Genomic DNA, 23,111 nt, shown 5'->3' on the forward strand with positions numbered 1-23,111 from the left:
TTTCAGATGATTCTGAATTTGGCTGTGCTGTATGTGCAAAAATCAAGATTAACAAATCAGTGAGCGAGTATTCTCAAAGAGAGGGGAAACTTCATGCTGGGTCAAACGGTCGGGGGACGCTACCAAATTCTTACTCAGTTAGGACGGGGAGGATTTGGCACGACTTTTATAGCTCAAGATATACAAAGACCTGGAAATCCCCAGTGTGTTGTCAAGCAATTTAAGCCACTGGCGAATGATCCCTACACCTTAAATGCAGCTAAACGCTTTTTTGATTTAGAAGCAGCGATTTTGGAAATGTTAGGAAAACATGACCAAATTCCCCAATTACTCGCTCATTTTGCGGAAAATGAAGAATTCTTTTTAGTCCAAGAATTTATTCCCGGTCACGATCTCAAACAAGAATTACCGCCACTGAGTGATAAATTAAGTGAAACTGCTGTAATTCAATTGTTAAAAGAGATACTGACTGTTTTAGCATTTGTGCATCAAAATTATGTAATTCATCGGGATCTGAAACCTGAGAATATTCGCCGCCGAGAATCAGATGGCAAAATAGTTTTAATTGACTTTGGCGCAGTCAAACAAATTAGTACCCAAGTCGCCAACACGGCGGGACAAACAAGTTTTACGGTTGCTATTGGTACACCTGGTTATATGCCCAGTGAACAAGCGAATAGTAATCCCCATTTAAGTAGCGACATCTATGCAGTGGGGATGATTGCTATCTTAGCTTTAACAGGGATAAATCCGGCGGCAGGTAGCCATTCCATCCCCAGACACCCAAATACAGGCGAAATTGATTGGCGTGATAAAGTAAAAGTTAGCCCCCAGTTTGCCAGTATTTTAGATAAGATGGTGCGCTATGATTTTCGCCAGCGTTACCCTACAGCCGAGTCGGTGTTACAAGCCTTAGAGATGCTTAAAAAAGCACCATTGACTAAACTTAAACAATCTTTGCCGAAAAAATGGGTGATGGGTTTAGGAATTACAGCCGCAGTTGCAGTTGGATTAATAGTTTTATCTCAAATCAAAATTAATCGAACCAAATTTTTAAATTACGCTGCTCATGGAGTGAAAATTAACTATCCTGATAATTGGGCAGTCCAAGAAACACCAAATGCTGTAACTCAAGATATCGTTACTTTCTTATCACCAAAACAAAGTGATTCTGACCAATTTCAAGAACTTGTAACTATTCGGGTTGAAGCACTTTCGAGTACTTTAGACGAGTCGAAAGATTTATTTATTCGGGAAGTGAAAAATACAGTAGATGATGCTCAAATAGAAAGTTCTAGTGAAATAACACTGGCTAATCAGAGGGCAAATCAACTAGTCTTTACAGGGAAAATTGATAATGGGCGGTTAAAAAGTCTGCAAGTTTGGACTTTACAAAATGATAATGCCTATATTATTACTTACACTGCAACTGTTGATGAATATAATAACTTTTTACCCATCGCGGAAAAAATGATTCAATCTTTTGTTTTTGAATAAAATAAAACCCTTAGACTGAAAGTTGGGGGCTATACAAACAAATCCTGCACTTCGACAAGCTCAGTGACCACCTTCGCAGGCTAATTATATACTTCTTCATATCGATTTGGTATAAGGGCGAATGGCTGTAACCTTTGATAAAGCCAAGCCTATGCCCCTAAATGTTAAAAGATTGTTTTAAAACTGAGTCACTGTCAAACTGACACCACCAGAATCTAGTCGCGGAACCTTTAAATAATCTACTGGTTCACCGTTACGTTGATTCGGTTGGCTATTATTTGGCTTTTCGCACTCTTTAATCGCCGCTTCTGGATCGTTGAGAATTTCTAGTGGTTTGATATTTTTGCAGCCCTTTTCTTCACGGACGCGGCCAATAGTGTTAGCAATTTGTCTTAAGGCTTGAGCGCGATCGCTGTTGCTAACTGCGCTACTGTTGATTGTAATTGGTTCAGTGATCAGGGTGGCGGCTTCGCGGCTTTCGATAGTCAGTGGCGCAAGTTCCTCTTGTTGTTGCGCTTGGACAGGATGAGCAAGAGCGATCGCACTGACAATCACAGCTAAAGTTATAAATGGGCGTTTCATACTCTAACCCCTGAATTTAAGTTATATGTGATACCTACAAGTGCAATTCCATCTTATCCGCAAGCAATTAAAATGTAATCACCTATCAAGTTAACTGTGTTCCATTTGCAAAACTGGCACAGTTGTCTATATATAGCAATCCGATTTAATTAAGGCAGGGAGTGGGGAATAGAGAAGAACTACTTTTATGCAAGAATGATGAAATCTGTTTTATCGCAACTATGGTAATCCTCTTTGATTTGTGAAAGTCGAGAGGTTCAGATTTCCGACTGCTTCAAGAAGTCGGGGATATTTTGGTTAACGAATTAATATCTAATCAAGCATGAAAGTATTTTTTCTTCACTTTTTTGTAGAGGTTTTTAATTCTTAATTGATTTAAGCGTAATTGCGTCAAAATAGTAATGTTAGATTGATACTGTTGTTTGTGGTCAAAAAACTCATTTAATTCCTGTAAAATTACTCGCAGCCTTGGAAGAATATTTTCATAGCGATACTCTTTCAACACCTCTTCTGACACACTTAAACCTGGAGCAGATTGCAGCACTTTGAGAATCTTTGCCACGTCATATTCTTTGGAATAATTAGCGATTTTATAACTATTAAAACCAGGGTCTAAATAATCAGAAAGCCCACCGTTAACGCTAGAAAATACCTGACATCCACAAGCTAAAGCTTCCATTGGTTGCAGTCCAAAGCCTTCACTGACACCTTGTTGCGCCCAATATTCTGCCGAATCATAAAGATAAATTTTAGCCCGATTAAATAATCCTGGTAAATCTTCTACATAATAGTCAACTAAATGCACATTGCATTTTAGTTTTAACGTGGGAATTAACTCGCTTAATAAATACTCCGAAGACTTTCTCGCCTGAACTAACACATCAATATCTCGTTCTAAATGTAAATTTTTAAATTCTGGGCTAATTTCATTCGGTAAATAATAAATGAGGTTATTTGGCGACTTCTGCCCCCAATAACCTAATGTGTTGCGGCTAACAGTAATAATGGGAATCCCTATAGGTAAATTAAACTTGTAACCAGAACTATGGGCATGATATACCACATTGTACTGCTGGAGTTTGGCAACTAATTGAGCGATATCAAATCCCCAACTAATGACAAAGATGGCATTATCTAAATTTGCTTCTCTCAGCAAGTCATCTAAAAATAACTTATCGGCTTCTCTTTGGCGGTAAGTTACGATTTCCGCACTACAAATCTGTTGAGCAAGTTTTAAAGTTTTTAATTCTGCCCAGAGACCACCACAAACAAATTTGCCCTGAGTTCCAGGCAAAAGAAAATAAAGCTTTCGCATTATAAATTATGAATTACGAATAAATTTCACTCTCGCCATTTTACCTTGACAAAATGCCCTTGCCGTCCCCAAACATCACGAGCTACGGTAATATTTTCTACTGCTAGGTTAAACGGAATAGCTGTTGTGAGATAACGCTGGGCTATGGAACCTAAATCTGGGGCGATTTCTGCGGCTGTGGTGGCGGCTAGTCCTAAACCAATTAATTGTTCAACTGGGCGGAAGGGAAGCAATAAATTGACACCGACAGCGAGTCCGGCTGTTAACAACATTGTGACTGAAAGATTTGTACCACAACGGGGATGTACTGCTAAATCCCATTCACCATTTGTCAGCCGATAAAGGGCTTGGCTGACTGCCCGTCGCAAGTTGCTAATATTAACTTCACCATAAAGGTAAAATCCTTGATCTGTAGATAAACCACCCAATAATTCGTTATCAAGTTGAACTGTATTGGGTCTCCCTGGGGGAGTATGAACATTTTTTGTTTCGCTCAAAACCCAAACTGTAGCATGTTCTAAGGCGTGGACTTGCCGCAGCATGAGAATTTCTTTCAAACCAGGGACAAATGATAGCTGTCTGACTAAATCAGCATCTAGGGTAGATTGCGGCGTAGTAAAGTCAAAGTTAAAAAAGTTAAAGGAAGACGAGCCGCCTTGAACAGAAGCAGAAGTTTCCATAGCAACACTGCTCCTCAAACTGATGGAGCAAGATATATTTCTTACAAATGTAACGCTTGCAGCCAAAGATTATTGCTAATTTTTATTGATGACTGAATGAATATCTTCTTAAATATGGTGAAATGTACCGTTGAGCCAGTTTTTTCAAACTGACTCAACGGTAACAGTTCTGCACGATAACCAATAACTCAGTAATCTGTTCTGCCTGATGTTGATACTAGCGAGAACTAGAGGTTCACGCTGAAATAGATGCGTGAGGAGTAAAACAAGCAGTGAACCATAAAAATGTCGTAGCTGCACGCCAAATAAAATTTATCGCTAGATTAGACGCGATTTATGGCATCTGCCAAACGCCATTGACCGCATCTGTGTTAGCAATTTATTCGTTTTGGTTAGGCAGAGGACAGCAATTCACATCATCCAAACAGACCTTGCCCCACTGTAAAGCCCAGCGCACAAGTGCCACTCGGTTTTCTGTTTGGGTTTTGGTGAGAATATTGCTGATGTGGTTATCAACTGTTCGCTTGCTAATTTCCAGTTTTGCTGCAATCTCTTGGTTAGTTAAGCCAGCGGCCACTAAGTCGATAATTTGCAGTTCTCTGTCTGACAGAGTAACAGGGGTCTGGGACTCGCCACCAGCCATGACTGATTCTATCCTCCCTTGGTATATGTACTTAATCACTCTCTTTAATTCTAGAAGATTCTTTTGTTGGTAGGGATTTGAAGTGTTAGCTGTAATACGATTGACAATAATTTTTTTCAAGTTTAATCGAAGGAAAAATTTACATACCACAACCTAAGTGTTATTTTTAATACTTATTATAAAGATTTTATTAAGCATTAACACTGAGAAATAAAAGCTGATATTAAAGCCTACAGATTCATTATTAGTAACAAAAATTGCTATTTAATTCTATGAAGGACTGGCGACAGAACGACAAGATTATTGTAGATTTTATACTGACCTCACAAGAACTTACAAAGTTAGGGGTCAATAGGAAAAACTCAGAATATAAAGTTCTGGGTTTAGGCAGAAAAATTCTGATGTCAGGATTATTCTTTGCTTCCTCAACCTAAATCGCAAATCTAAAGTGAGATGAGCAATCCCCGTGTTTTGTGTCTTGGTGAAATTCTGTTTGATTGTTTAGCCGATCAATTGGGGCTAAAGCTGGAGGAGGTACAGTCTTGGACTCCTTACCCTGGAGGAGCGCCAGCTAATGTGGCCTGTGCGTTGGTGAAACTCGGAACTTCCGCCGGATTTGTTGGATGTGTGGGTGAAGATGAACCGGGGAATGAGCTGGTTCAGTTACTCCAGGAAGTTGGGGTAGATATAACGGGTGTGCAACGTCATCCGACTGCGCCAACGCGACAGGTGTATGTAGTGCGAGATTTGGCAGGCGATCGCAATTTCGCTGGCTTCGGTCAGTATGATACCTCTGAATTTGCCGACACCCGTCTACAAGCCAAGCAATTACCCACTGCGCTGTTTCAAGAGGCAGATTTTCTGGTTTTGGGTACTTTAGAATTAGCTTATCCTGACAGTGAACAGGCAGTTTATCGCGCTTTAGATTTAGCAGAACAATTTGACCTGAAAATTGTGCTAGATGTCAACTGGCGACCAGTATTTTGGCAAGACCAAAATATCGCGCGGCAAAAAATTCAAGAGACATTTAAGCGGATTGATTTTCTCAAACTCTCCAAAGAGGAAGCAGAATGGCTTTTTGATACCGCCGATGCGGGAGCCATTACTTACCGTTTAGATTCTGTGGAAGGGGTGCTGATAACTGATGGTGACAAAGGTTGCGCCTATTGCTTAAGTGGTAACGAAGGAACATTACCTTCTTTTCCGGTGAAAGTAGCTGATACCACTGGCGCAGGAGATAGCTTTTTGGCGGGATTTATCCACCAATTAAGTCAGCATGGGATCAAAAAACTAGAAGATGCAGACACCGCCAAACGCATTGTTACTTATGCTAGTGCTGTGGGAGCATTAACTACGATTAAACCAGGTGCGATCGCTTCTCAAGCAACAGCCGCAGAAGTCGAAGCTTTTCTCGCTACCCATCAACTTTAATAAGGCTGTGGTCTGTTGAGAATGAGTGTCAGGGTGTAGGGGGTAAAGATTTTAAACATCTACACTCTTACAGACATGTCAAAAGTTAAGAGAATTTTTGACTTTTAACTTTTGACTTTTGACTTGATTTCACCCCTACACCCATTTTTCACAGATAATCTTGGTGTGTAAGTTCTCAATTTAAACGATGAGTTTTGCCAAACCTAAATAACGGATACCTTCAGGAGAAATCTCAAATCGGCAAGGTAATACTTCTAAACCAAGGGCGATCGCTTGCCGCAATAACTGGCCATATACTGGATCTGTAGTATCACCAGGGGCAAACTCTGTACAATCACCCCGGTTGATAAAGTAAAACATTACAGCCCGATTTGTCGGTAGCAACGCCATTAATTCGCGCAGGTGTTTTTGTCCTCTGGTGGTTTCTGTATCAGGAAATAATGCTAAGGTTCCTTGCGCCCAAGTTGTATTTTTAACTTCTAAATATATCGGGCGTTCTGCATCACTACCTGTTAACAAAAAATCCACACGACTTTTTTTATCTACGCCATAAACCACTTCACTTTTGATTTGGCTGTAGTTACCTAATTCGGGAAATAAGTATTTTGCTAAAGCTAGTTTGACGATGCGATTAGGTAAAGCTGTGTTGACACCTACCCAAGTTGGTTCATTATCGTGTACTTGAATGAGTTCTAGGGTGTAAGCCAGTTTACGGTTAGGGTTATCACTGAGAGATAATTGCACCAAACTACCAAGGGTAGAAACTCCAGTCATCGGCCCTGTGTTGGGACAATGTGCTGTGACGATTTGACCATCAGCAAGCTGCACATCAGCAAAAAATCGTTTGTAGCGTTTGAGTAAAACACCAGGGTAGAGCGTTGGGTAACTATAAAGCCAATCCAGCATTATTTTGCAAAGCCAACCTTGAAGAAGAATTCAGAAGTCAGAATCAAGAGCGTCGGGTATTCATTGTTTTGATCAATGCACAAAGAATCATATCGTGTCTGGTCTCAAGGTTGGGAAAATAAAAATCTACATATTACATTTTTTTACAAATTTATACTGAATAATTCTCAGAGGGAAGTATCAATTTAATGGCTTCTTGAGGGATATATGACTAAAAAGGTTGAATCGCCGCTACATTGTTCACTGGTTATAGATATTAAAGATACTTCGACCCAAGTATATTTACGAGCAATGGAAAATTTATTGGTAGTAGTTCAAGATTTATCCCTCGCCCATAATTTAGAGCGCATTATTGAAATCGTGAGAGTAGCGGCGCGGCAAATCACTGGGTCTGATGGAGCTAGTTTTATTTTACGAGACAATGGTTATTGCTATTACGTTGATGAGGATGCGATCGCTCCTTTGTGGAAAGGTCAGCGATTCCCAATGAATATCTGCCTTGGCGGTTGGGCAATGTTAAACCGTCAACCAGCAGTTATTAGTGATGTTTATAGTGATCTCCGGGTTCCTCATGTAGCCTATCAACCTACTTTTGTAAAAAGTATGGTGATGGTGCCAATTCGCACATTTGATCCGATTGGTGCCATCGGTATTTATTGGGCAAATTTTCATCAGCCGACCCCCGAAGAAGTCAAGTTATTACAGGCTTTAGCAGATACTACAGCCGTAGCAATGGAAAATGTGCAAGTATACGCAGAATTAGAACAGCGAGTATATGATCGCACTGCGGCTTTAGCCGCAATTAATACCCATCTCCAACAAGAAATTAGCGATCGCAAAGCCGCAGAAGCCGAAATCCGTCGTCTTTCTATTACTGATGAGTTAACAGGATTGTACAATCGGCGTGGCTTTGTAATTTTGGCACAACAGCAATTAAAACAAATTCAGCGATCGCAAATTCCCACTGGCTTACTATTTATTGATTTGGATGGACTCAAAACCATTAATGACACTTTAGGACATGAAATTGGTGATAATGCAATCATCGCGGCGGCGGATTTGCTCAAAAATACTTTTCGTGAGTCCGATATTTTAGCCAGATTGGGAGGTGATGAATTTGTTGTGCTGCTACAAGGACGAGATCCCAGTTCGGAAGTAATTCAACAGCGATTGCAAACAGCCATCAAGGAATACAATCATAGTCAAAACCAACCATTTCAACTGTCGATGAGTGTGGGTTTTCAAGCCTATGATCCTCATCAACCCCTTCCTTTAGACCAACTCATCACCCTTGCAGATATGAAAATGTATGAGTGCAAGCGGTTCAAAAAACTCGGAAAAAGTACAGGAACTGACGCAATTTAAATGACGATTAGCTTAGTTAATCAAATTTTCTAATGCTGTTTGCAAGTCTTTGGTTAAATTACTTGCTGCTTGTCTGGCTGCGTGACGGTTATTTTGGGACTTTTCCCAGCGTTCGGTAACGGATATTGGTTCACCGACAGTAATTTTTACTTGGCGTAAACCTAAACGCGGTCTTCCTGGTAGTGTGGAGTTTTGAATGCGTGTCAGCATATCATACATTAATAATGCAGTCTCAGCGAAGCGATCGCTACTTGGTTGTTCTTTGAGATAGTTTTCGGTAATGGCGACAAAACTTTCGACTATTCTCATGTGCTGCATTCGTAAGTCGGCTTCTTCGGCAATCCAATCAGCTAGTCCGCGTTTTAAGGGTGGTAGGTTATTAATATCAGGAATGTCGTCTCGATAAATGTAATTCCAACCAGCTTCTTCTAAACGCCGACATCTATCAATAAAGTTTCCCTGGGCGGAAATCCCAAAATATTGTTCGGCAATTTTTAAGCCAGTATCTAATAAACGATGTAGTCGAGTAATAAATGGTTGATTTGGGATTTGGGGTAAATCTTGATGATAAAAGCGGCGATAAAATTCTTCCATCTCGGTGATGAGATGTTCACCCAGGCGACAAATGCGTTGATGATAAATTTCGGACGGGTTGTCAATTTGCGACGGCGAAATTGACTGGACTGTTAAACCACTATCAGCTTCTAATTTACTTAATAACCAGTTTATTTTTGCCCAAGGTGGCTGGACGTAACGATATTGAATGGCAACTGGTACTATGAATACTGTTTCAGGGCGATCGCTTTTTTGCAAGTCTTCCACACACCAAAAACCTAATTGCGCTACACCCGGTTCTAAAGGACTAACGATGCCACTATGACCATTTGTACCACCTTCTGGTGCAACGGCGATCGGTATTTTCCCATTCGCAAATAAATCTCGCGCTGTTTGAATAGCCAGCTTGTCAACTCGTCTCCCCCGCCGCACAGAAACACCCCCCACACGAGAAAATAACCAACCCAGCCAGTTTCCCGCCCATAAAGTCATTCCTCGTTCATACATAAAGTGGCTATGAATTGGTTCTTGTAAGTTAATCTGATGCTGACGTGCTGCTTTGGGAACTAAGCGTGACAGCAGATACAGCATACATAAGGGATCTTCGACTTCTGGGTGACGAAATGCTATCAAAAAGCGGATTTTGCCTGCTTGGAATTGTTGATATAGTTCAGCTAATATCTCTGCATTCTCCGCTTCGATTTTAACCACACCAGCCGTTAACCAAGGTCGAGTGCGAAACCGCAGGATAAATGGCAAGCACCACCGCATCATCTGGAGTATTAGCGGGTTAAAATTTTGGGGAATAAATTTTAATGGTGGTTGAGTGGAGTGTATCGATTTAGGCAAGCTGTTCTCCAGATGATGTTTTTTGCGATTGTACAATATGAACTTTAGGTTATGTCTTGGGCGATCGCATAAATCTTTACCAACCCCAACCTAGTAGTTCACCAACCGAACATTGCCGTGTAGACTTAGCAGGGGTGCAGGGGGCAGGGTGCAAGGGAGAGAATCTTTCCCCTCTGCTCCCTGCTCCCTGCTCCGAAGCTTGCCACCACGCAAAGTTATCTTGGCAGACTACTGGAACTCACACTCAACAGCCGTGAAGCCTTATGTCTAAAAAACCGTCTCTTAGTTTTCCATTCAACAACAGTCCCCACTCAGATAAATGGCAGGAAAGAACTAACCAAGTAGCTTATCGCTTCAACCGCCAATATCAAAATCAAACTTTTGAACTACCACCAGAGGTACAAGCTTTGCCAATATATCAAGAATGGCAAGCAGGTATTTTAGCAGGGAGGGCTGTTTCTTCGTTTTGGGAAATTGCTCAACCCCAGAAAAATCAACATTGTTTAGATATTGGTTGCGGTGTCAGTTTTTTGATTTATCCTTGGCGTGATTGGCAAGCATTTTTCTATGGTCAAGAAATTAGTAGCATCGCGCGAGATACACTTAATTCTCGCGGTTCTCAGCTAAACTCCAAACTATTCAAAGGTGTAGAGTTGGGTGGAGCGCACCGTTTAAATTATGCCTTAAATCAATTTGATTTAGCGATCGCTACGGGATTTAGTTGCTATTATCCCCTGGAATACTGGAATATTGTTTTAGGAGAAGTCCAACGAGTTTTAAAATCTGGGGGACATTTTGTCTTTGATGTCCTCAACCCCCAACAACCTCTAGCAGAAGACTGGGCGGTATTAGAAACTTATTTAGGTGCAGAAGTATTTTTAGAACCTCTAGCTGAGTGGGAAAAAATCATCAAAGCCGCCGGTGGTAAACTAGTTGCACAGCAATCAGGCGAATTATTTGAATTATATAAAGTCAAGTTTTAAAGTGCTGAGTGGGGGTAGAGACAAGGTAGAAATCTTGCTTCCTTGTCCCCCTTGTCTCCCTTGTCTCCTCATCCCCTCTTACAACTTCCAGCTTACCAACTTAGCATACACATAAGCGATCGCTTCACTAATAACTACCCGCACACCTTCGCTAGAACTCCACCATTTTTGCGGATCATAGTTTTTAGTTTTAGCCGAGATAATTCCGACTTGAATTTTGGGAGCAAATATATTTCTAAATATCAACCAACTTCTTCGCCCATGAGCATCAATTGTCAACAAATTAATTGACTCAATTGGTAAATTTTTCTCCGATATATATTGCAATAATGCCGCAGCAGAAGCATTAGTTCTATCTTTAGCCGCACTCGGCGTAGGTACAATAATCAATTTATCTGGCGGAACACCCAACTTAGCCAATGTCAAAGCTGCAATTTCGGCAAAATTCTGATATTCCGCCAGATAAAATCCTTGTTCTACTTTTGAGCCAATAGTAATAATTTGGCGATAGGAACCACTTTTAAATTCTCCGGCTGCTTGTTCTAAAGCATAATCACATATCCAGCCATCAATAACGAGTGTATCTGCTGATTTAATGGGAGCAGTTACGGCGAGAAATGAGTGTAAATTCCGAATTATAAAGAATAGATTACTAGCTAAAACAGCCAGACATAACGCCCACCCCTGCGCCGTAAGAGTCCAAATTTCTTGACGTTTGATTAACCACATTAAACCTTAGCTGAACGTTGGGCTTTTAAATAAGCAAATACAGATTTATCCCCAATATCGGCGGGAATTGCTTGCACAGTTTTCCGCAAAGCAAAAACTAAAAATAAAGTTGCCCAAATTCCTAACAAAATTTGTTCTACTTGAACTGGTAAAATTCCGACCAAATGTCCTAATAAAAGCAAGGGAACTGTGAAAGTTAAGACTTTTGTTTCCAATCGATTAAAACAAAAAGCTTCTTTAAAATAAATGCCTGTTAAGGCTGCAAAAGTAAAACCCACACCTAAAATAGTTAATGGGTTTGTGTAGATAGTCACAGCAAAAGGTTGACTATCAAAATGAGCAAAAATAAACGCAGAAATACTCCCAATTAACCAAAAAATTTGTAAAACTCGGTGCAGCAAAACCATATAAATATGAATAGTCAACAAACTCACACCGAGAGCTAAACTAAAGCAGGTATATAAAGGGGTAATTGCTTGGATGGTAGTCGGGTTATTGTAGAACAATGCCAAAACAGTCCCCGCAGCAAAGCTGAGTGCCGCTACCATTAACGCAGTACGATAGATAATTACACCAGTGCGATCGCTTTGATCAATCGTAAATTCGCCAAATTGCCCTTGATAAACTGGTGATGGTGATACAGTTTGCGTAGTCATATAACAATTGTGATAAGTTAGCAGTAATCTCAGTTTCTAGTCTAATAATTAATCACCTCTAAAGTATCTTGGTAACTAATTTGCAACTGTGAATGTGCATTACCGCCATTGATAGCGATTTCTACCCAGCCGTGACTACCAACTAAGGCAACAGCTTCACCAACTTGGCAATTACTGTAAGTTTCACATCCTGGTATTGTCAACCCCGCAATCTGCACATACCAAGTTTTACCTTCCACGCAACTTTGATGAATATTGCTGATTAAATTGCCAAAGTGATCTATATATTGAATATGTCCCAACACACCACGGCTAGTTGTTTGACATTTGCCCATGCCTAGCTGTAACAAAGTTGTGGGATTGATTTCTTTTCCCAAATAGTTCAAGGGAACGCCACTAGCCAAATTAGCTCCCACGGGTGCAAAAATATCTCTACCATGAAAAGTGCGGCTAGGTTGGGGAGTTAACCAGTAGTCTGGGTTTGTCAGTTCTACGGCTGCGACTGCGGGAGTTTGACTGAGTACACCGCTAAATATGCCATTATCGGGGCCGACTAAAAACCCACCAGCAAATTCTACTGCGATCGCTCTCCGATTTCCACCTACCCCCGGATCTACCACTGCTATATGTACTGTCCCATCAGGAAAGTAGGGATAAGCATTCATCAAGCAAAATCTAGCAGCAACAATATTTTGTGGCGGAATTTGATGCGTTAAGTCGATAACCCTGATTTCTGGGTTTATTTGATCAATTATACCTTTCATCACCCCGACATAAACATCGCGATCGCCAAAATCGCTGAGTAATGTCAGGTGCGATCGGGTACTTATTGCCTTGTCCGCCATAAATTTACAATATTCACATATATTAAGATATTAATTTCTGTAGCAACAGCTACAAAACCTGTGCTATATTAGCAATACTAAACAGAAAAAAGCATAAAGAGGGAAATAACTATGAATCAAAATAGACTACAGGCTATGAGACAAGCTAAAGAAGCTCACAGACAAAACCTGAGAAAAAGCTTGGAACACCGCTTAGAAGTAGCCAAAGCCCAAGGTAACGAAAAGCTAATTCATCAACTAGAAGCCGAAATGAGATATCTCGGCTAAGTCTGGGAAAACAAGAGTTGACTGTTTATAGTTTTGTTGTGTGGAAATCCCCGCTTCGGCGGGTTTTTTGTTGAGTAGTGATACTGTTGGCGAAATATTGTGTATTGCTTCAAAATCTATAAGCAAAATTAAGGGTTGAAATCAGGGTGTAGGTGTTCAAAACCCTTACACCCCTTTACTTCTATACCGCTACAGACTCATTCACCGCTTCACTAGCAACAACACCATTAGTCAAAATTGCTTGCCGCGTCTTTAAGTTAAATTTATAACCATGCGGCAAAATGTGTAGCTTCGCACCGCAAATTGCTAAAGGTTCATCACGGAGAATTTGATCTGCGTTGTTATATGTGGAATCAGATTCATCCACAATTGTGACCGAACCTTCACCAATGATTTCGATTTGGTCATCAGTTATTGCGATCGCTGTATTCTCATCAATGCCAAATCCTAACACCGCAGGTTCACGGACTAAAGCTGTAATTAATCTTCCTAAGCGTCCCCGTTGCAAGAAATGTTGGTCAATCACCACTCCTGGGAGAAAACCAAGACCAGGCCCCATTTCCACAATTTCCATCCGTGGTGTACTTTGAGAATCACCCTCAACAATCATTTTATCGGGCATCACAGCCGCACCAGCACTAGTCCCGGCGATTACCGCACCTTCCGCATAACGTTTGTGAATCGCCGCATCAATTTCGGTATCCTTGAGAATGCTGGTAATTCTGGCTTGGTCTCCACCAGTAAAAAATATCCCAGTCGCTTTACTAATTGCTTCTAAAGCAGTCGAAGAAGAAGCATCTTCACGAGTTTCGGTATCAACAATCCGCACCTTTTCTGCACCTAAGCGTTCAAAAACTCGAATGTAATTTTCGCCCACCTCTCTAGGTAGTTCTGTGGCGGCTGTCATAATTATAATATTGGCTTTTGTACCCCCAGCCCGACGGACAAATTCTCGCAGAATCACGCAATCGCCTTCTTTATCTTCTGCGCCGCCAATAATTACCAACTGGCGTTTATGTGTAGCCTCTGTCATAATGCCTCCCGTATAACCGGATTAAGAATTAATTTAATTAATTTCAATAAAACATGACAATTACGACAATCCAATCAGTCCTTCGGTAGATTAATTTTTAATAGGAGAAACTAAAATTTGTATAAATTTATGTATACCTAAATCTCATGAATAAGGAGGTGGACATAATTATCTAGAAGACGCATTTCGACTCCTTTCGACTACGCTCAAGGCAAGTCCCTCAATGCTCATCATAAAAACTGCCACAGCACTAATACCAAATCGATATGAAGAAGCATATAATTAGCCTGCAAAGGCAGGCTTTGTTTGTATAGCCCCAGACTTCAGTCTGAGGGGTTTATATGCTATTATAGAATTTGTATAAGACCCAAAAAGATAGAAAAGCATAGTATTAATTGGTAATTTATTTAGCAGAATTACCAATTACTAATATATTAAGAATGTATAATATCACTCTTATCTAACAGGCTTTTGTGATTGCCCTGAAATGATAAATGTGGGGATTATTATCCACAAATATCCAGGGAAATTGCTACTGCGGACGAATTTTGTAAAGTAAGTTAACTAAAAATAAACGTGCTTGTTCCAGAGGTAAATGTCGTGGTTTACCCTGATAGACAATTTGGAATTCGTTGATATCTGGGCCATCACCATAGCCAGAAATCAGTTTTAAGTGAAAAGCTTCCTCGGCGAGTTGTCTAACTTCATCTCTGAGAGCAGCTTTTGTGCTATTCATGTTTGGCTGTCTCCTCTAACCCTATTTTTCTACTTATAATATTTTTCTGAATCAAAAATCACCCTTCAAAGGTTATATTTTTATCTTGACCAATTGCGTGTAGAATCCTATGGATTTGAGTCAAACCCAGAGAAATTTATTTATGCCCTGAGATAGTTGAAAATACTTAATAAATCGATTTAGGGTGAAATTAACAAAGTTAAGAAGAAAGTTACAGATTGCCTAAGCTAATTTGAATCAATTTACAATAATTGATTGAGTCTAAGCAACCACAAATTAAAGTTGAAATTTCAGGGTGTTTAGCAAAGGTTGAGAATCAATGATTCAAGAAAAAATCACCAATGTAGTCCGTGTGAATGCCAGAAGAACAGATGTGTTTGATGTTTTCAACTTCCAGCATTATGCCGGGCCGAACCCCTATTTAGATAGAGGCGCACTAGTATTTGATTTTGCGCTGACTGGGTATAGAGAACCTTTGCCCATTGAAGACTATGTTAAAAAAATTAGCGATCGCTATCCCCTTCTAGGCAATCAAACTTATGAATCTTATGCTCATTTGTTTGCTCGCACCGCTTCAGAAGTGGGAAAGCTGGAAATGGATTTGCACCTGAGCCACTTCAATGTGAAGCCAGAGGACAAATTTACCCGCATTAGTATTCAATCACTGCATCCCCGCACAACCAGAGCCGTAATTTATTGCGTTTGGGATTGGTTTGAAGCCATCAGCCAAGATGAAGATTTTCTGTTTGACGAGCAGCTAGTAAATTTACAACGTAGATTCCGCGAGTCTGTTTATGGTGGCCCCACCGTTTACGCCTTGTTACGCACCGCCGATGAAAAAGGTATCCCCACCTTTTATCTTTGGGATGAAGGATTAATGCAATACGGCTGGGGAAAAAAACAAGTCCGGGGTGTCGCCACAACCTTTGACTGTGATAGCCATATAGATTCTGACTTCACCACCCGCAAAGACGACTGCAAAGACTTCTTAGGTAACTTAGGCTTCCCAGTTCCCCAAGGTGAAATCGTCGCTAGTGAAAAAGAAGCTTTGATAGTAGCTAGAGAAATTAGCTACCCCGTCGCCGTCAAACCAGTAGTTGGTCACAAAGGAATTGGTGTCACCGCAGCCGTACAAGACTCCTACGAGTTAGAATCAGCTTACGATCGCGCCTTAACCGCCATTCCAGAAAATCAACCCACGCGGATAATTGTCGAAAAAAGCATTGCTGGGAAAGATTTTCGCTTGCTGTGTGTTAACGGTAAATTTGTTGCAGCTACAGAACGCCGTCCCGCATCCGTCACTGGCGATGGTTACTCCACCATTCACGAATTAATTCGGCAAGAAAATCGCAAACCAGAACGTTTAGACTCACCAACCTCAGCAATGAGCAAAATTCAAATTGATGAGGCGATGGAACTATATTTGGAAGAACAGAGGTTGTCTTTAAAAAGTGTCCTCGAAAAAGGTAAAACTGTCTATCTGCGGAAAGTAGCTAATCTTTCGGCTGGTGGTGTGAGCATCAATGCTACCCACACAATTCATGACGATAATATTATCTTAGCGCAAGACATTGCCCAACATTTTCGCCTAACTTGTCTCGGTATTGATGTCATTACCGAAGACTTAGCCGAATCTTGGAAAAAAGGTAACTTTGCCATCTTAGAAATTAATGCTGCACCCGGTATTTTGATGCACCTTAACCCAGCCGTAGGTGAAAGTGTTGATGTTCCTTCTCGCATCCTCGAAACTTTTTTTGCATCGGGAATTGATGCCAGGATTCCTACTATTACCTTGAACAAAATCTCAGTTCAAGAACTACAAACCACAATTGACCATATTTTGTCACAACATCCTGAATGGACAATAGGTGCTGTATGTCGGGAAGCTGTTTTTATTAATCGCTCCCAAAAAGTTCTGCGTCCAGATTACAACAGCAATATTCAAAGTTTACTGCGGAATCCCAAACTTGATTTGTTAATTGCAGAATATGAATCAGAAATTTTAGATACTGAAGGAATGTTTTATCAAGGCAGCAACATTGTGATCTTAGATAACCCCACTGAAACTGAAATGATGTTAGTGCGTGATTTGGTTGATGGTTCCACAGTGGTAATTAAAAAAGGCAATGATGTTTCGATTAAACGTAAGGGATTAATTGAAGACTACACCTTGGGAGACAATGAACCATTTACCAGAGTTTACTTGAAAGAAATTAGCACCATTTTGTAAGTTGAAACCATCTTGAGTTTGCATAACCAGGGTAGGCATCTTGCCCGCCCTGATTATGCAATTTAAATAAAGCACTCGAAGTATAGGTGAGGACATTTAAAAATCACGAATGCCATACATAATCAGACTTTTACCTCCTGCCTCCTGCTATATATGACACCTACTACCTCAATCTGGCGTGGGCTGCCAAAATAATTCTTTCTGTTTCTTCCCAACCAATACATTTATCGGTTACAGAAACACCATATTTTAATTCTTCTGGTTTGCAATTTAATGGTTGATTGCCTTCATATAAATGTGATTCCAACATCATTCCCACAATAGATGTATTACCATCAACAATTTGCTGAATCACGTCTTCAAATACCTGAGATTGTAATCTGTAGTCTTTATTAGTATTGCCATGACTACAGTCAATCACAATTCTCGGTGGTAAATTAGAATCTTTTAAATTTTGTTCTACTAATTTGACATTAGCAGCATCGTAATTGGGCTGATTTCCACCCCTTAAAATCACATGACCGTAAGGATTACCTCTAGTTTGAAAGACACTAACTTGTCCTTTATGATTAATCCCTAAAAAGTTATGGGGACTTTTCGCTGAATGTAAGGCATTTAAAGCCACTTGAATGTTACCATCCGTACCATTTTTAAAACCTACAGGCATAGAAAGTCCGCTAGACATTTCCCGGTGCGTTTGCGATTCTGTGGTTCTCGCCCCAATAGCAGACCAGGTAATTAACTCACTAATATATTGGGGGATGATTGGGTCTAAGGCTTCAGTACCGGCAGGTAATTCTAATTCAGTAATTTTTAATAGCAAGCTTCTGGCGGTTAATAAACCTTTTTCGACATGGAAAGAATCATCCATATCAGGATCATTAATCAAACCTTTCCAGCCTACTGTTGTTCGCGGCTTTTCAAAGTAAACTCTCATAATTAACAAGAGTTTATCTTTGACTTGATCTGCTAAAACTTTCAATTTTTCGGCATACTCTATCGCTGCTTTGGTATCATGGATAGAACATGGCCCAACTACAATAAATTTTCTACTATCTTGAAAATCTAAAATATTTTCTAGTTCTTGTCTATATTTTAATACTGTATGTTCTGCCGATTTCGTAATTGGCAATCTTGTCTTAACGTCGTGAGGCGTTAATAAGATATGGGAACTTTTAATGTTAGTGTTAGATAATTTGTTGTGCATGGAGACGATCTGGAGATTTGAATGCTCTCGTTACTTGAGAGAAAAGTAATATACACATTTTAGGTCAAAAGCACAACAATCTCTGACTTAATTTTTATTTAAACAGACTTTATTCCTGAGTCTATTGATAGTTTAACTGTAATTGGTAACAGGGAGAATTGGGGCGATCGCCCCAATTCTCCCCATTAATAAAAAAGGGGCAAATATCGCCCCCTTTACGCCTAACTCAATGTCAGAGAATCTTGTTATTGCCAGACAAATACCTTAGCCTCATAAGGGCCAAGATCAGTCATAATTCCATCATCGCCAGCTTCTACATCATAATTTCCTGTCCACTCGTGCCAATTACCGCTACAAGGGAAGTTAGGAACGTGATAGCCACCTAAAAAGTTTTCCGAAAAATTTGCTACCACAACTACACGGGAACCTTCATCATTCCACCGACTATAAGCCAACACTTTAGTGTCAGAATTTTCGTGGATAAAATCAATATTTTCAGTATACAAAGCATGGTTATTTTTGCGTAGATGAATCAAGCCTTTGTAGTAATTAAATAAACCACTGTTTAAGTCATTACCTAGTAGTGTCCAGTCAATTTTCGATGACTCTTGGGTTTTAGGTTTATATTCGCCAAACTCTTGACCCATCCACACTAAAGGTACACCCACAGCTGTCATCAAAATAGCTACACCTAATTTGATGCGCCTAAAAGCTTCTTCATCAAAAATATTTCGATTACCTAACTCAACCATTACCCGATTGTGGTCATGGTTGGTGAGATAATTAACAACATTAGTCGCACCCATAAAGCCTTGACGTTTCGGATCAATCACATCTTTGAGGTTTTCTAATTCAAACCTGTCACCGCAAATATGTGCTGTAACTGTGTGCATAAAGCTATCATGCCAACAACCATCCATTGGGCCATCAACATTAGTAATACTGGTTGTTTCCGGGATGTGTTCGGCAATATTATAAAAAGGTTTCGCACCAGCAGTTTTTTTTGCTTCTTGAACTATCCAGTGCATAAAATCGTAATTGGCAATTTGTCTGGCTGCATCGTAGCGAATGCCATCTATATGATATTCTTCAATCCAAAAACGAACTGTATCGCCAATAAATTTGCGGGCGGGATAAGTCTCTAAATTCTCATCATAAAGTTCATAATTAAATTCTGGCCCCCAGCTATTATCAGGGTCGCGCGGTGCATGATGATACCAATAATCATGGTCTATTTGGGTTAAAGGGCTAGAAGATTCTGAGTGATTATAAATCCCATCCATAATCAACCGTATTCCCCGACTATGACATTCGTCAATTAGTTTTTTTAACTCATCTGTAGAACCATAACTAGATTCAGTTGCAAAAAAATATCTTGGGTTATAACCCCAACTATAATCACCGGGATATTCTTTAACAGGTAGTAATTCAATAGCGTTAATGCCTAAATCACACAAATAATCTAACTTTTCAATAACGTGTTTATATTTTCCTCTAGCATAAGGGTCATCTTCACCACCAGAAAAATCACCGACGTGTAATTCATAAATCACTAATTCATGGTCTGCTGGTAAAGGTTTATCATCATGATGCCAGACATAAGTATCAACAATTTTTTGTCCATCTTTAATGCGAATTACACTATTATCTTTACCGCCAATTTCGTCAATATCGGTTGCATAAGGGTCTGTAACATCTACCCACTGATCTGCTTCAAAAAACCATGATTTTGACTGTACACGGAATTTATATTTATAAACCCCATCTTCTAGTTCTACAGTTGTACGAAAATAACCATCTTCACCCTTTTCCATTGGAATTTCTTGCCAATCAGAAAAAGAACCTATTAATGCAGCGCCTTCGTTATAAGGTGCAAATAAACTAAATTCAATGGGATTAGCCATAAAAATTTTTCAAGTATATACAGTGAATATCAGTATTTTCCTGATAATTAATCAATTTGCAAATCGGTCTACAGAAATAATTAAATAATCTCTCCTCTATCTGTAGAGAGACTAGTTAATATCTAAATGGGTGTTTTTTAGGGTTTAATTGCAATCAATGCTGAATATTTAGACATTATCAGCTATCTACTATCATTCGATAGATTTTATTAAATATGTGCAATTAGTTTTGTATATATACGATTTATATTTGATTTTTGAAATACAGGTAAAAAAATTGTAGGTTGGGTGTAACGCATTGGAACCCAACATTTTTATACTAAGTGGCTTTCAGACGTATTCCTACTCCCTACTTCCTACTCCCACCCCAGGTTACTATCTTTGACTGCAACTTAGTATTAGGATTTTGTTGGTTTACGCTTCACTTCATCCAACCTACCTTTAATACTAGATACCCGATTTATTCAATAATTCAGGTATCTTGTAGTTGATGAATAATTTAGGATTGGTATATCAAAATTTCCCGATGATTATAATTCGGGATTTTGTTGTCGCCAATAACTTAATAACCAATTGGCGGCTGTGGCTCTGCGTGTTTCTCTGGGTGTAAATTCCCCAATTTTGTAACCTTTAAAACCTAGCTTTTCTTTGAGACTTTGCTTGTATTCTGTGGGAATTGAACGTGTTAACTTCATAGTGGCTGGACGACTTGCGAGAAAGTTGGGTGGTTCTGGGTATTCATCTCGCCATTCTGGTAAAACTTCGTTGTTTTCCCATTTATAAGTTGTGGAATTATAGCGATATCCCAAGTAGTACCAAACTAATTGATTGACTGTTGTATCATCAATTTGATCATTGAGGATTCCCAAAATTGTATCAGGATTCAAGGGTGGTAAATTAGACATAAGCAAGGTAGAATTCAAACTTTAAAATTAACAAACTGATAGATGGTAGTCTGTAATTAGGGATGCGGTCGTCTATAAATTATGACAAGGTAAGCTATCCATCATCTAATGTGTAGTGTAGACCGCAGGGGTGCAGAGGAGAGAAATTGAGTTTTTTCTCAATTAATAATGTGCAAGTTAAATGCTTAATAACTTACAAACAATAATTTATCATTATCTTTACTTACTCTTAAAGTGTTTATAGCTATTTCTATGCTGGTAAAGTGGAGCTAGATAAATTTAATCGCCATTGCAGAAAATGAACGCAGATAAATTTGTCCTCCGATAGAATAGAATAGGAAATGATTTCTTCAATAAAATAGTTATCTGCAAAAACTTGAGTGTGTCATTAAAATTTTGTTCTCGATTCACATAACAGGTAGACTGGAAAGCGTAAAGAATTGACCAGTTTATGCAAGATTCCACACAAGTACCAAAAATCATTCGCGCCCATGTCTTAATTTCTGGCCGAGTTCAAGGAGTGGGCTATCGTTATGCAACAGTTGATACCGCCAGTCAATTGGGTTTAACTGGTTGGGTACGAAATCTTCCTGATAGTAGGGTAGAAGCGGTATTTGAAGGGGCGCGGGAGGTTGTCGAGGAAATGATTCGCTGGTGTTATTCTGGGCCACCTGCGGCTGTGGTGCAAGGGGTAGTGACTGAGTATGAACAACCAGAAGGCTTGCGGGGGTTTGAGGTTAAGTAGTTTGGGAAGGTGGGAATATATATGCACATATCTTGCACCTAGCCCCGATGAACCGCCCAAAATATGGTAAGTTTTGGGCGATAAGGTCAAATAAAATGATTGATAATGATTGTAAATTCAGGTTCTTGCGTTAGTTGTATGGTAGAACATTAAAGCCGTAGTTTTATAGAGAGGCTCAAAAAATTACAACCCAATCACAGTAATAAATCTAGCCTATCTTTAGGTTTTATTTATTATTCAGTTCCATAAAATGAACTGAATAACCCTTATTTACTAAATATTTATGAGTTTGATGGTGATTTTTCTTTTTCTGGTTTGGATTTTTTGACTATTTCCATATAGATATTAATTTCACTAACTTCTACATCATGTTCAATTCTCGTTACCTTCCAATTTTCCCTGTTTATGTAAATTTCCTCTCCAATTCGGGGAATAAATTGTAAATCATACAACTTTTTCAGATAATCTTTTTGTCTTTCTTCCCATAAGATGACTTTGACTACATCTCTATTCATAGTTAGCTTATCCTGTTTTGTAAAGTTCTGAAAGTCAAAATTTAATGACATTCACCTTGAAAAGTTTATCTGATTTATCCCATCTCAGAGCGTAGTTAAAACCACATTATTTATAATTTTGATATATGAGTAAAATAGACAAAGAGACAAGGTAGACATAGGAGACAAGGTAGATAGATGTTAATAAATTATTTAGAATTGCTATAGAAAAGCAAAAAGCGATCGCCTAAAGTTGATCGCTTCATAATGGGAGTTAACAACTTGAATTTACCGTAGATGGGTTTATACCAGAGACAATGCAGATTCGACTAATTTTTTAAACTTCATGTACGCTTCTGGTGGTGTGAGAGGATTTGCAGTGTTTTCTTCACCAAGATAAAATTCTTGGCTATCGGAGTAGTAACGAATACTAAAGTAAGGAATCAGTCCCAAATTGACAGCTTTTTTACCTAGTTGTTCTGCTTGTTCTGCAAGGCTGATGGGATCATGAAACATGAATTTACTCATAAGATTTACTACCCCTCTTTTTTCTT

General features: G+C 39.4%; 23 protein-coding genes. 7 read left to right on the top strand and 16 right to left on the bottom strand.

Annotation, left to right across the window (positions count from 1 at the left end; translation table 11 throughout):
• Positions 1-93 precede the first annotated feature (93 nt).
• Positions 94-1,497 (top strand): serine/threonine-protein kinase, encoded by a 1,404-nt coding sequence (locus H6G74_RS13190; protein WP_190968099.1) that lies wholly within the window; start codon positions 94-96, stop codon positions 1,495-1,497.
• Positions 1,498-1,674: 177 nt separating this feature from the next.
• Here H6G74_RS13190 and H6G74_RS13195 read toward each other — a convergent pair whose 3' ends face one another.
• The 4 genes from H6G74_RS13195 to pedR all read right to left on the bottom strand — a co-directional run bounded on the left by H6G74_RS13195 (position 1,675) and on the right by pedR (position 4,717).
• Positions 1,675-2,079 (bottom strand): hypothetical protein, encoded by a 405-nt coding sequence (locus H6G74_RS13195; RefSeq protein WP_190968100.1) that lies wholly within the window; start codon positions 2,077-2,079, stop codon positions 1,675-1,677.
• 316 nt (positions 2,080-2,395) lie between these two features.
• Complete coding sequence (locus H6G74_RS13200; RefSeq protein ID WP_190968101.1) at positions 2,396-3,394, bottom strand: glycosyltransferase; 999 nt, start codon at positions 3,392-3,394, stop codon at positions 2,396-2,398.
• A 26-nt stretch (positions 3,395-3,420) separates the two neighbouring features.
• On the bottom strand, positions 3,421-4,074 hold the full coding sequence (locus H6G74_RS13205; protein ID WP_190968102.1) for a DUF6391 domain-containing protein: 654 nt from the start codon (positions 4,072-4,074) through the stop codon (positions 3,421-3,423).
• Between the two features lie 379 nt (positions 4,075-4,453).
• On the bottom strand, positions 4,454-4,717 hold the full coding sequence (gene pedR / locus H6G74_RS13210) for a photosynthetic electron transport-dependent transcriptional regulator PedR (RefSeq protein ID WP_062294889.1): 264 nt from the start codon (positions 4,715-4,717) through the stop codon (positions 4,454-4,456).
• 453 nt (positions 4,718-5,170) lie between these two features.
• Between pedR and H6G74_RS13215 the strand changes: the two genes are divergently transcribed.
• On the top strand, positions 5,171-6,148 hold the full coding sequence (locus H6G74_RS13215; RefSeq protein ID WP_190968103.1) for a carbohydrate kinase family protein: 978 nt from the start codon (positions 5,171-5,173) through the stop codon (positions 6,146-6,148).
• Positions 6,149-6,328: 180 nt separating this feature from the next.
• Here the strand turns inward: H6G74_RS13215 and sfsA are convergent, their stop codons facing one another.
• Positions 6,329-7,054: a DNA/RNA nuclease SfsA gene (gene sfsA, locus H6G74_RS13220; protein WP_190968104.1), complete on the bottom strand. Its 726-nt coding sequence runs from the start codon at positions 7,052-7,054 to the stop codon at positions 6,329-6,331.
• Positions 7,055-7,261: 207 nt separating this feature from the next.
• Between sfsA and H6G74_RS13225 the strand changes: the two genes are divergently transcribed.
• Positions 7,262-8,419 carry a sensor domain-containing diguanylate cyclase gene (locus H6G74_RS13225; protein ID WP_190968105.1) on the top strand — a complete coding sequence of 386 codons (1,158 nt, stop codon included), beginning with the start codon at positions 7,262-7,264 and terminating at the stop codon, positions 8,417-8,419.
• Positions 8,420-8,431: 12 nt separating this feature from the next.
• Here the strand turns inward: H6G74_RS13225 and H6G74_RS13230 are convergent, their stop codons facing one another.
• Positions 8,432-9,823 carry a lysophospholipid acyltransferase family protein gene (locus H6G74_RS13230; RefSeq protein ID WP_190968106.1) on the bottom strand — a complete coding sequence of 464 codons (1,392 nt, stop codon included), beginning with the start codon at positions 9,821-9,823 and terminating at the stop codon, positions 8,432-8,434.
• 263 nt (positions 9,824-10,086) lie between these two features.
• Between H6G74_RS13230 and H6G74_RS13235 the strand changes: the two genes are divergently transcribed.
• On the top strand, positions 10,087-10,806 hold the full coding sequence (locus H6G74_RS13235; protein WP_190968107.1) for a class I SAM-dependent methyltransferase: 720 nt from the start codon (positions 10,087-10,089) through the stop codon (positions 10,804-10,806).
• Between the two features lie 78 nt (positions 10,807-10,884).
• Here the strand turns inward: H6G74_RS13235 and H6G74_RS13240 are convergent, their stop codons facing one another.
• Genes H6G74_RS13240 through H6G74_RS13250 form a run of 3 tightly spaced genes read right to left on the bottom strand, consistent with a single transcriptional unit; the run spans position 10,885 to position 13,036 of the window.
• The gene (locus H6G74_RS13240) at positions 10,885-11,535 is read right to left on the bottom strand and encodes an ElyC/SanA/YdcF family protein (RefSeq protein ID WP_190968108.1); all 651 of its coding nucleotides are present in this window, start codon (positions 11,533-11,535) and stop codon (positions 10,885-10,887) included.
• Positions 11,535-12,191 carry a DUF2301 domain-containing membrane protein gene (locus H6G74_RS13245; RefSeq protein WP_190968109.1) on the bottom strand — a complete coding sequence of 219 codons (657 nt, stop codon included), beginning with the start codon at positions 12,189-12,191 and terminating at the stop codon, positions 11,535-11,537. Before H6G74_RS13245 ends, H6G74_RS13240 begins: the two co-directional genes overlap by 1 nt.
• Before the next feature lie 41 nt (positions 12,192-12,232).
• Positions 12,233-13,036 (bottom strand): SAM hydrolase/SAM-dependent halogenase family protein, encoded by an 804-nt coding sequence (locus tag H6G74_RS13250; protein ID WP_190968110.1) that lies wholly within the window; start codon positions 13,034-13,036, stop codon positions 12,233-12,235.
• 111 nt (positions 13,037-13,147) lie between these two features.
• Here H6G74_RS13250 and pirA point away from each other — a divergent pair, with 111 nt between their 5' ends.
• Positions 13,148-13,303: an arginine synthesis PII-interacting regulator PirA gene (gene pirA, locus H6G74_RS13255; RefSeq protein WP_190968111.1), complete on the top strand. Its 156-nt coding sequence runs from the start codon at positions 13,148-13,150 to the stop codon at positions 13,301-13,303.
• Positions 13,304-13,484: 181 nt separating this feature from the next.
• On the opposite strand, the gene H6G74_RS13260 is transcribed toward pirA, so the two are convergent.
• Both H6G74_RS13260 and H6G74_RS13265 read right to left on the bottom strand, forming a co-directional pair.
• Positions 13,485-14,336, bottom strand: a complete 852-nt coding sequence (locus tag H6G74_RS13260; RefSeq protein ID WP_190968112.1) for a cyanophycinase — start codon at positions 14,334-14,336, stop codon at positions 13,485-13,487.
• 532 nt (positions 14,337-14,868) lie between these two features.
• Positions 14,869-15,072, bottom strand: a complete 204-nt coding sequence (locus H6G74_RS13265; RefSeq protein ID WP_190968113.1) for a hypothetical protein — start codon at positions 15,070-15,072, stop codon at positions 14,869-14,871.
• A gap of 319 nt (positions 15,073-15,391) precedes the next feature.
• On the opposite strand from H6G74_RS13265, the gene H6G74_RS13270 reads away from it, so the two are divergent.
• Entirely contained in the window at positions 15,392-17,302 is a 1,911-nt protein-coding gene (locus H6G74_RS13270; RefSeq protein ID WP_190968114.1) for an ATP-binding protein, read from the top strand.
• A gap of 163 nt (positions 17,303-17,465) precedes the next feature.
• Here the strand turns inward: H6G74_RS13270 and H6G74_RS13275 are convergent, their stop codons facing one another.
• The 3 genes from H6G74_RS13275 to H6G74_RS13285 form a co-directional block, all read right to left on the bottom strand.
• The gene (locus H6G74_RS13275; protein WP_190968115.1) at positions 17,466-18,509 is read right to left on the bottom strand and encodes a 3-deoxy-7-phosphoheptulonate synthase; all 1,044 of its coding nucleotides are present in this window, start codon (positions 18,507-18,509) and stop codon (positions 17,466-17,468) included.
• Between the two features lie 245 nt (positions 18,510-18,754).
• Positions 18,755-20,413, bottom strand: coding sequence for an alpha-amylase family glycosyl hydrolase (locus H6G74_RS13280; protein WP_190968116.1), 1,659 nt, complete (start codon positions 20,411-20,413; stop codon positions 18,755-18,757).
• A gap of 530 nt (positions 20,414-20,943) precedes the next feature.
• Complete coding sequence (locus H6G74_RS13285) at positions 20,944-21,318, bottom strand: DUF1823 family protein (RefSeq protein WP_190968117.1); 375 nt, start codon at positions 21,316-21,318, stop codon at positions 20,944-20,946.
• A 451-nt stretch (positions 21,319-21,769) separates the two neighbouring features.
• On the opposite strand from H6G74_RS13285, the gene H6G74_RS13290 reads away from it, so the two are divergent.
• Positions 21,770-22,063, top strand: a complete 294-nt coding sequence (locus H6G74_RS13290; RefSeq protein ID WP_190968118.1) for an acylphosphatase — start codon at positions 21,770-21,772, stop codon at positions 22,061-22,063.
• A 281-nt stretch (positions 22,064-22,344) separates the two neighbouring features.
• Here H6G74_RS13290 and H6G74_RS13295 read toward each other — a convergent pair whose 3' ends face one another.
• Together H6G74_RS13295 and H6G74_RS13300 are read right to left on the bottom strand one after the other, a co-directional pair.
• A complete protein-coding gene (locus tag H6G74_RS13295; protein WP_190968119.1) occupies positions 22,345-22,578 on the bottom strand; it encodes a hypothetical protein in 234 nt (77 codons plus the stop codon).
• A gap of 282 nt (positions 22,579-22,860) precedes the next feature.
• Positions 22,861-23,085 (bottom strand): hypothetical protein, encoded by a 225-nt coding sequence (locus H6G74_RS13300; RefSeq protein ID WP_190968120.1) that lies wholly within the window; start codon positions 23,083-23,085, stop codon positions 22,861-22,863.
• Between the last annotated feature and the right edge of the window lie 26 nt (positions 23,086-23,111).

The sequence above is a fragment of the Nostoc spongiaeforme FACHB-130 genome, from assembly GCF_014698475.1.
Lineage (GTDB): Bacteria > Cyanobacteriota > Cyanobacteriia > Cyanobacteriales > Nostocaceae > Nostoc_B > Nostoc_B spongiaeforme.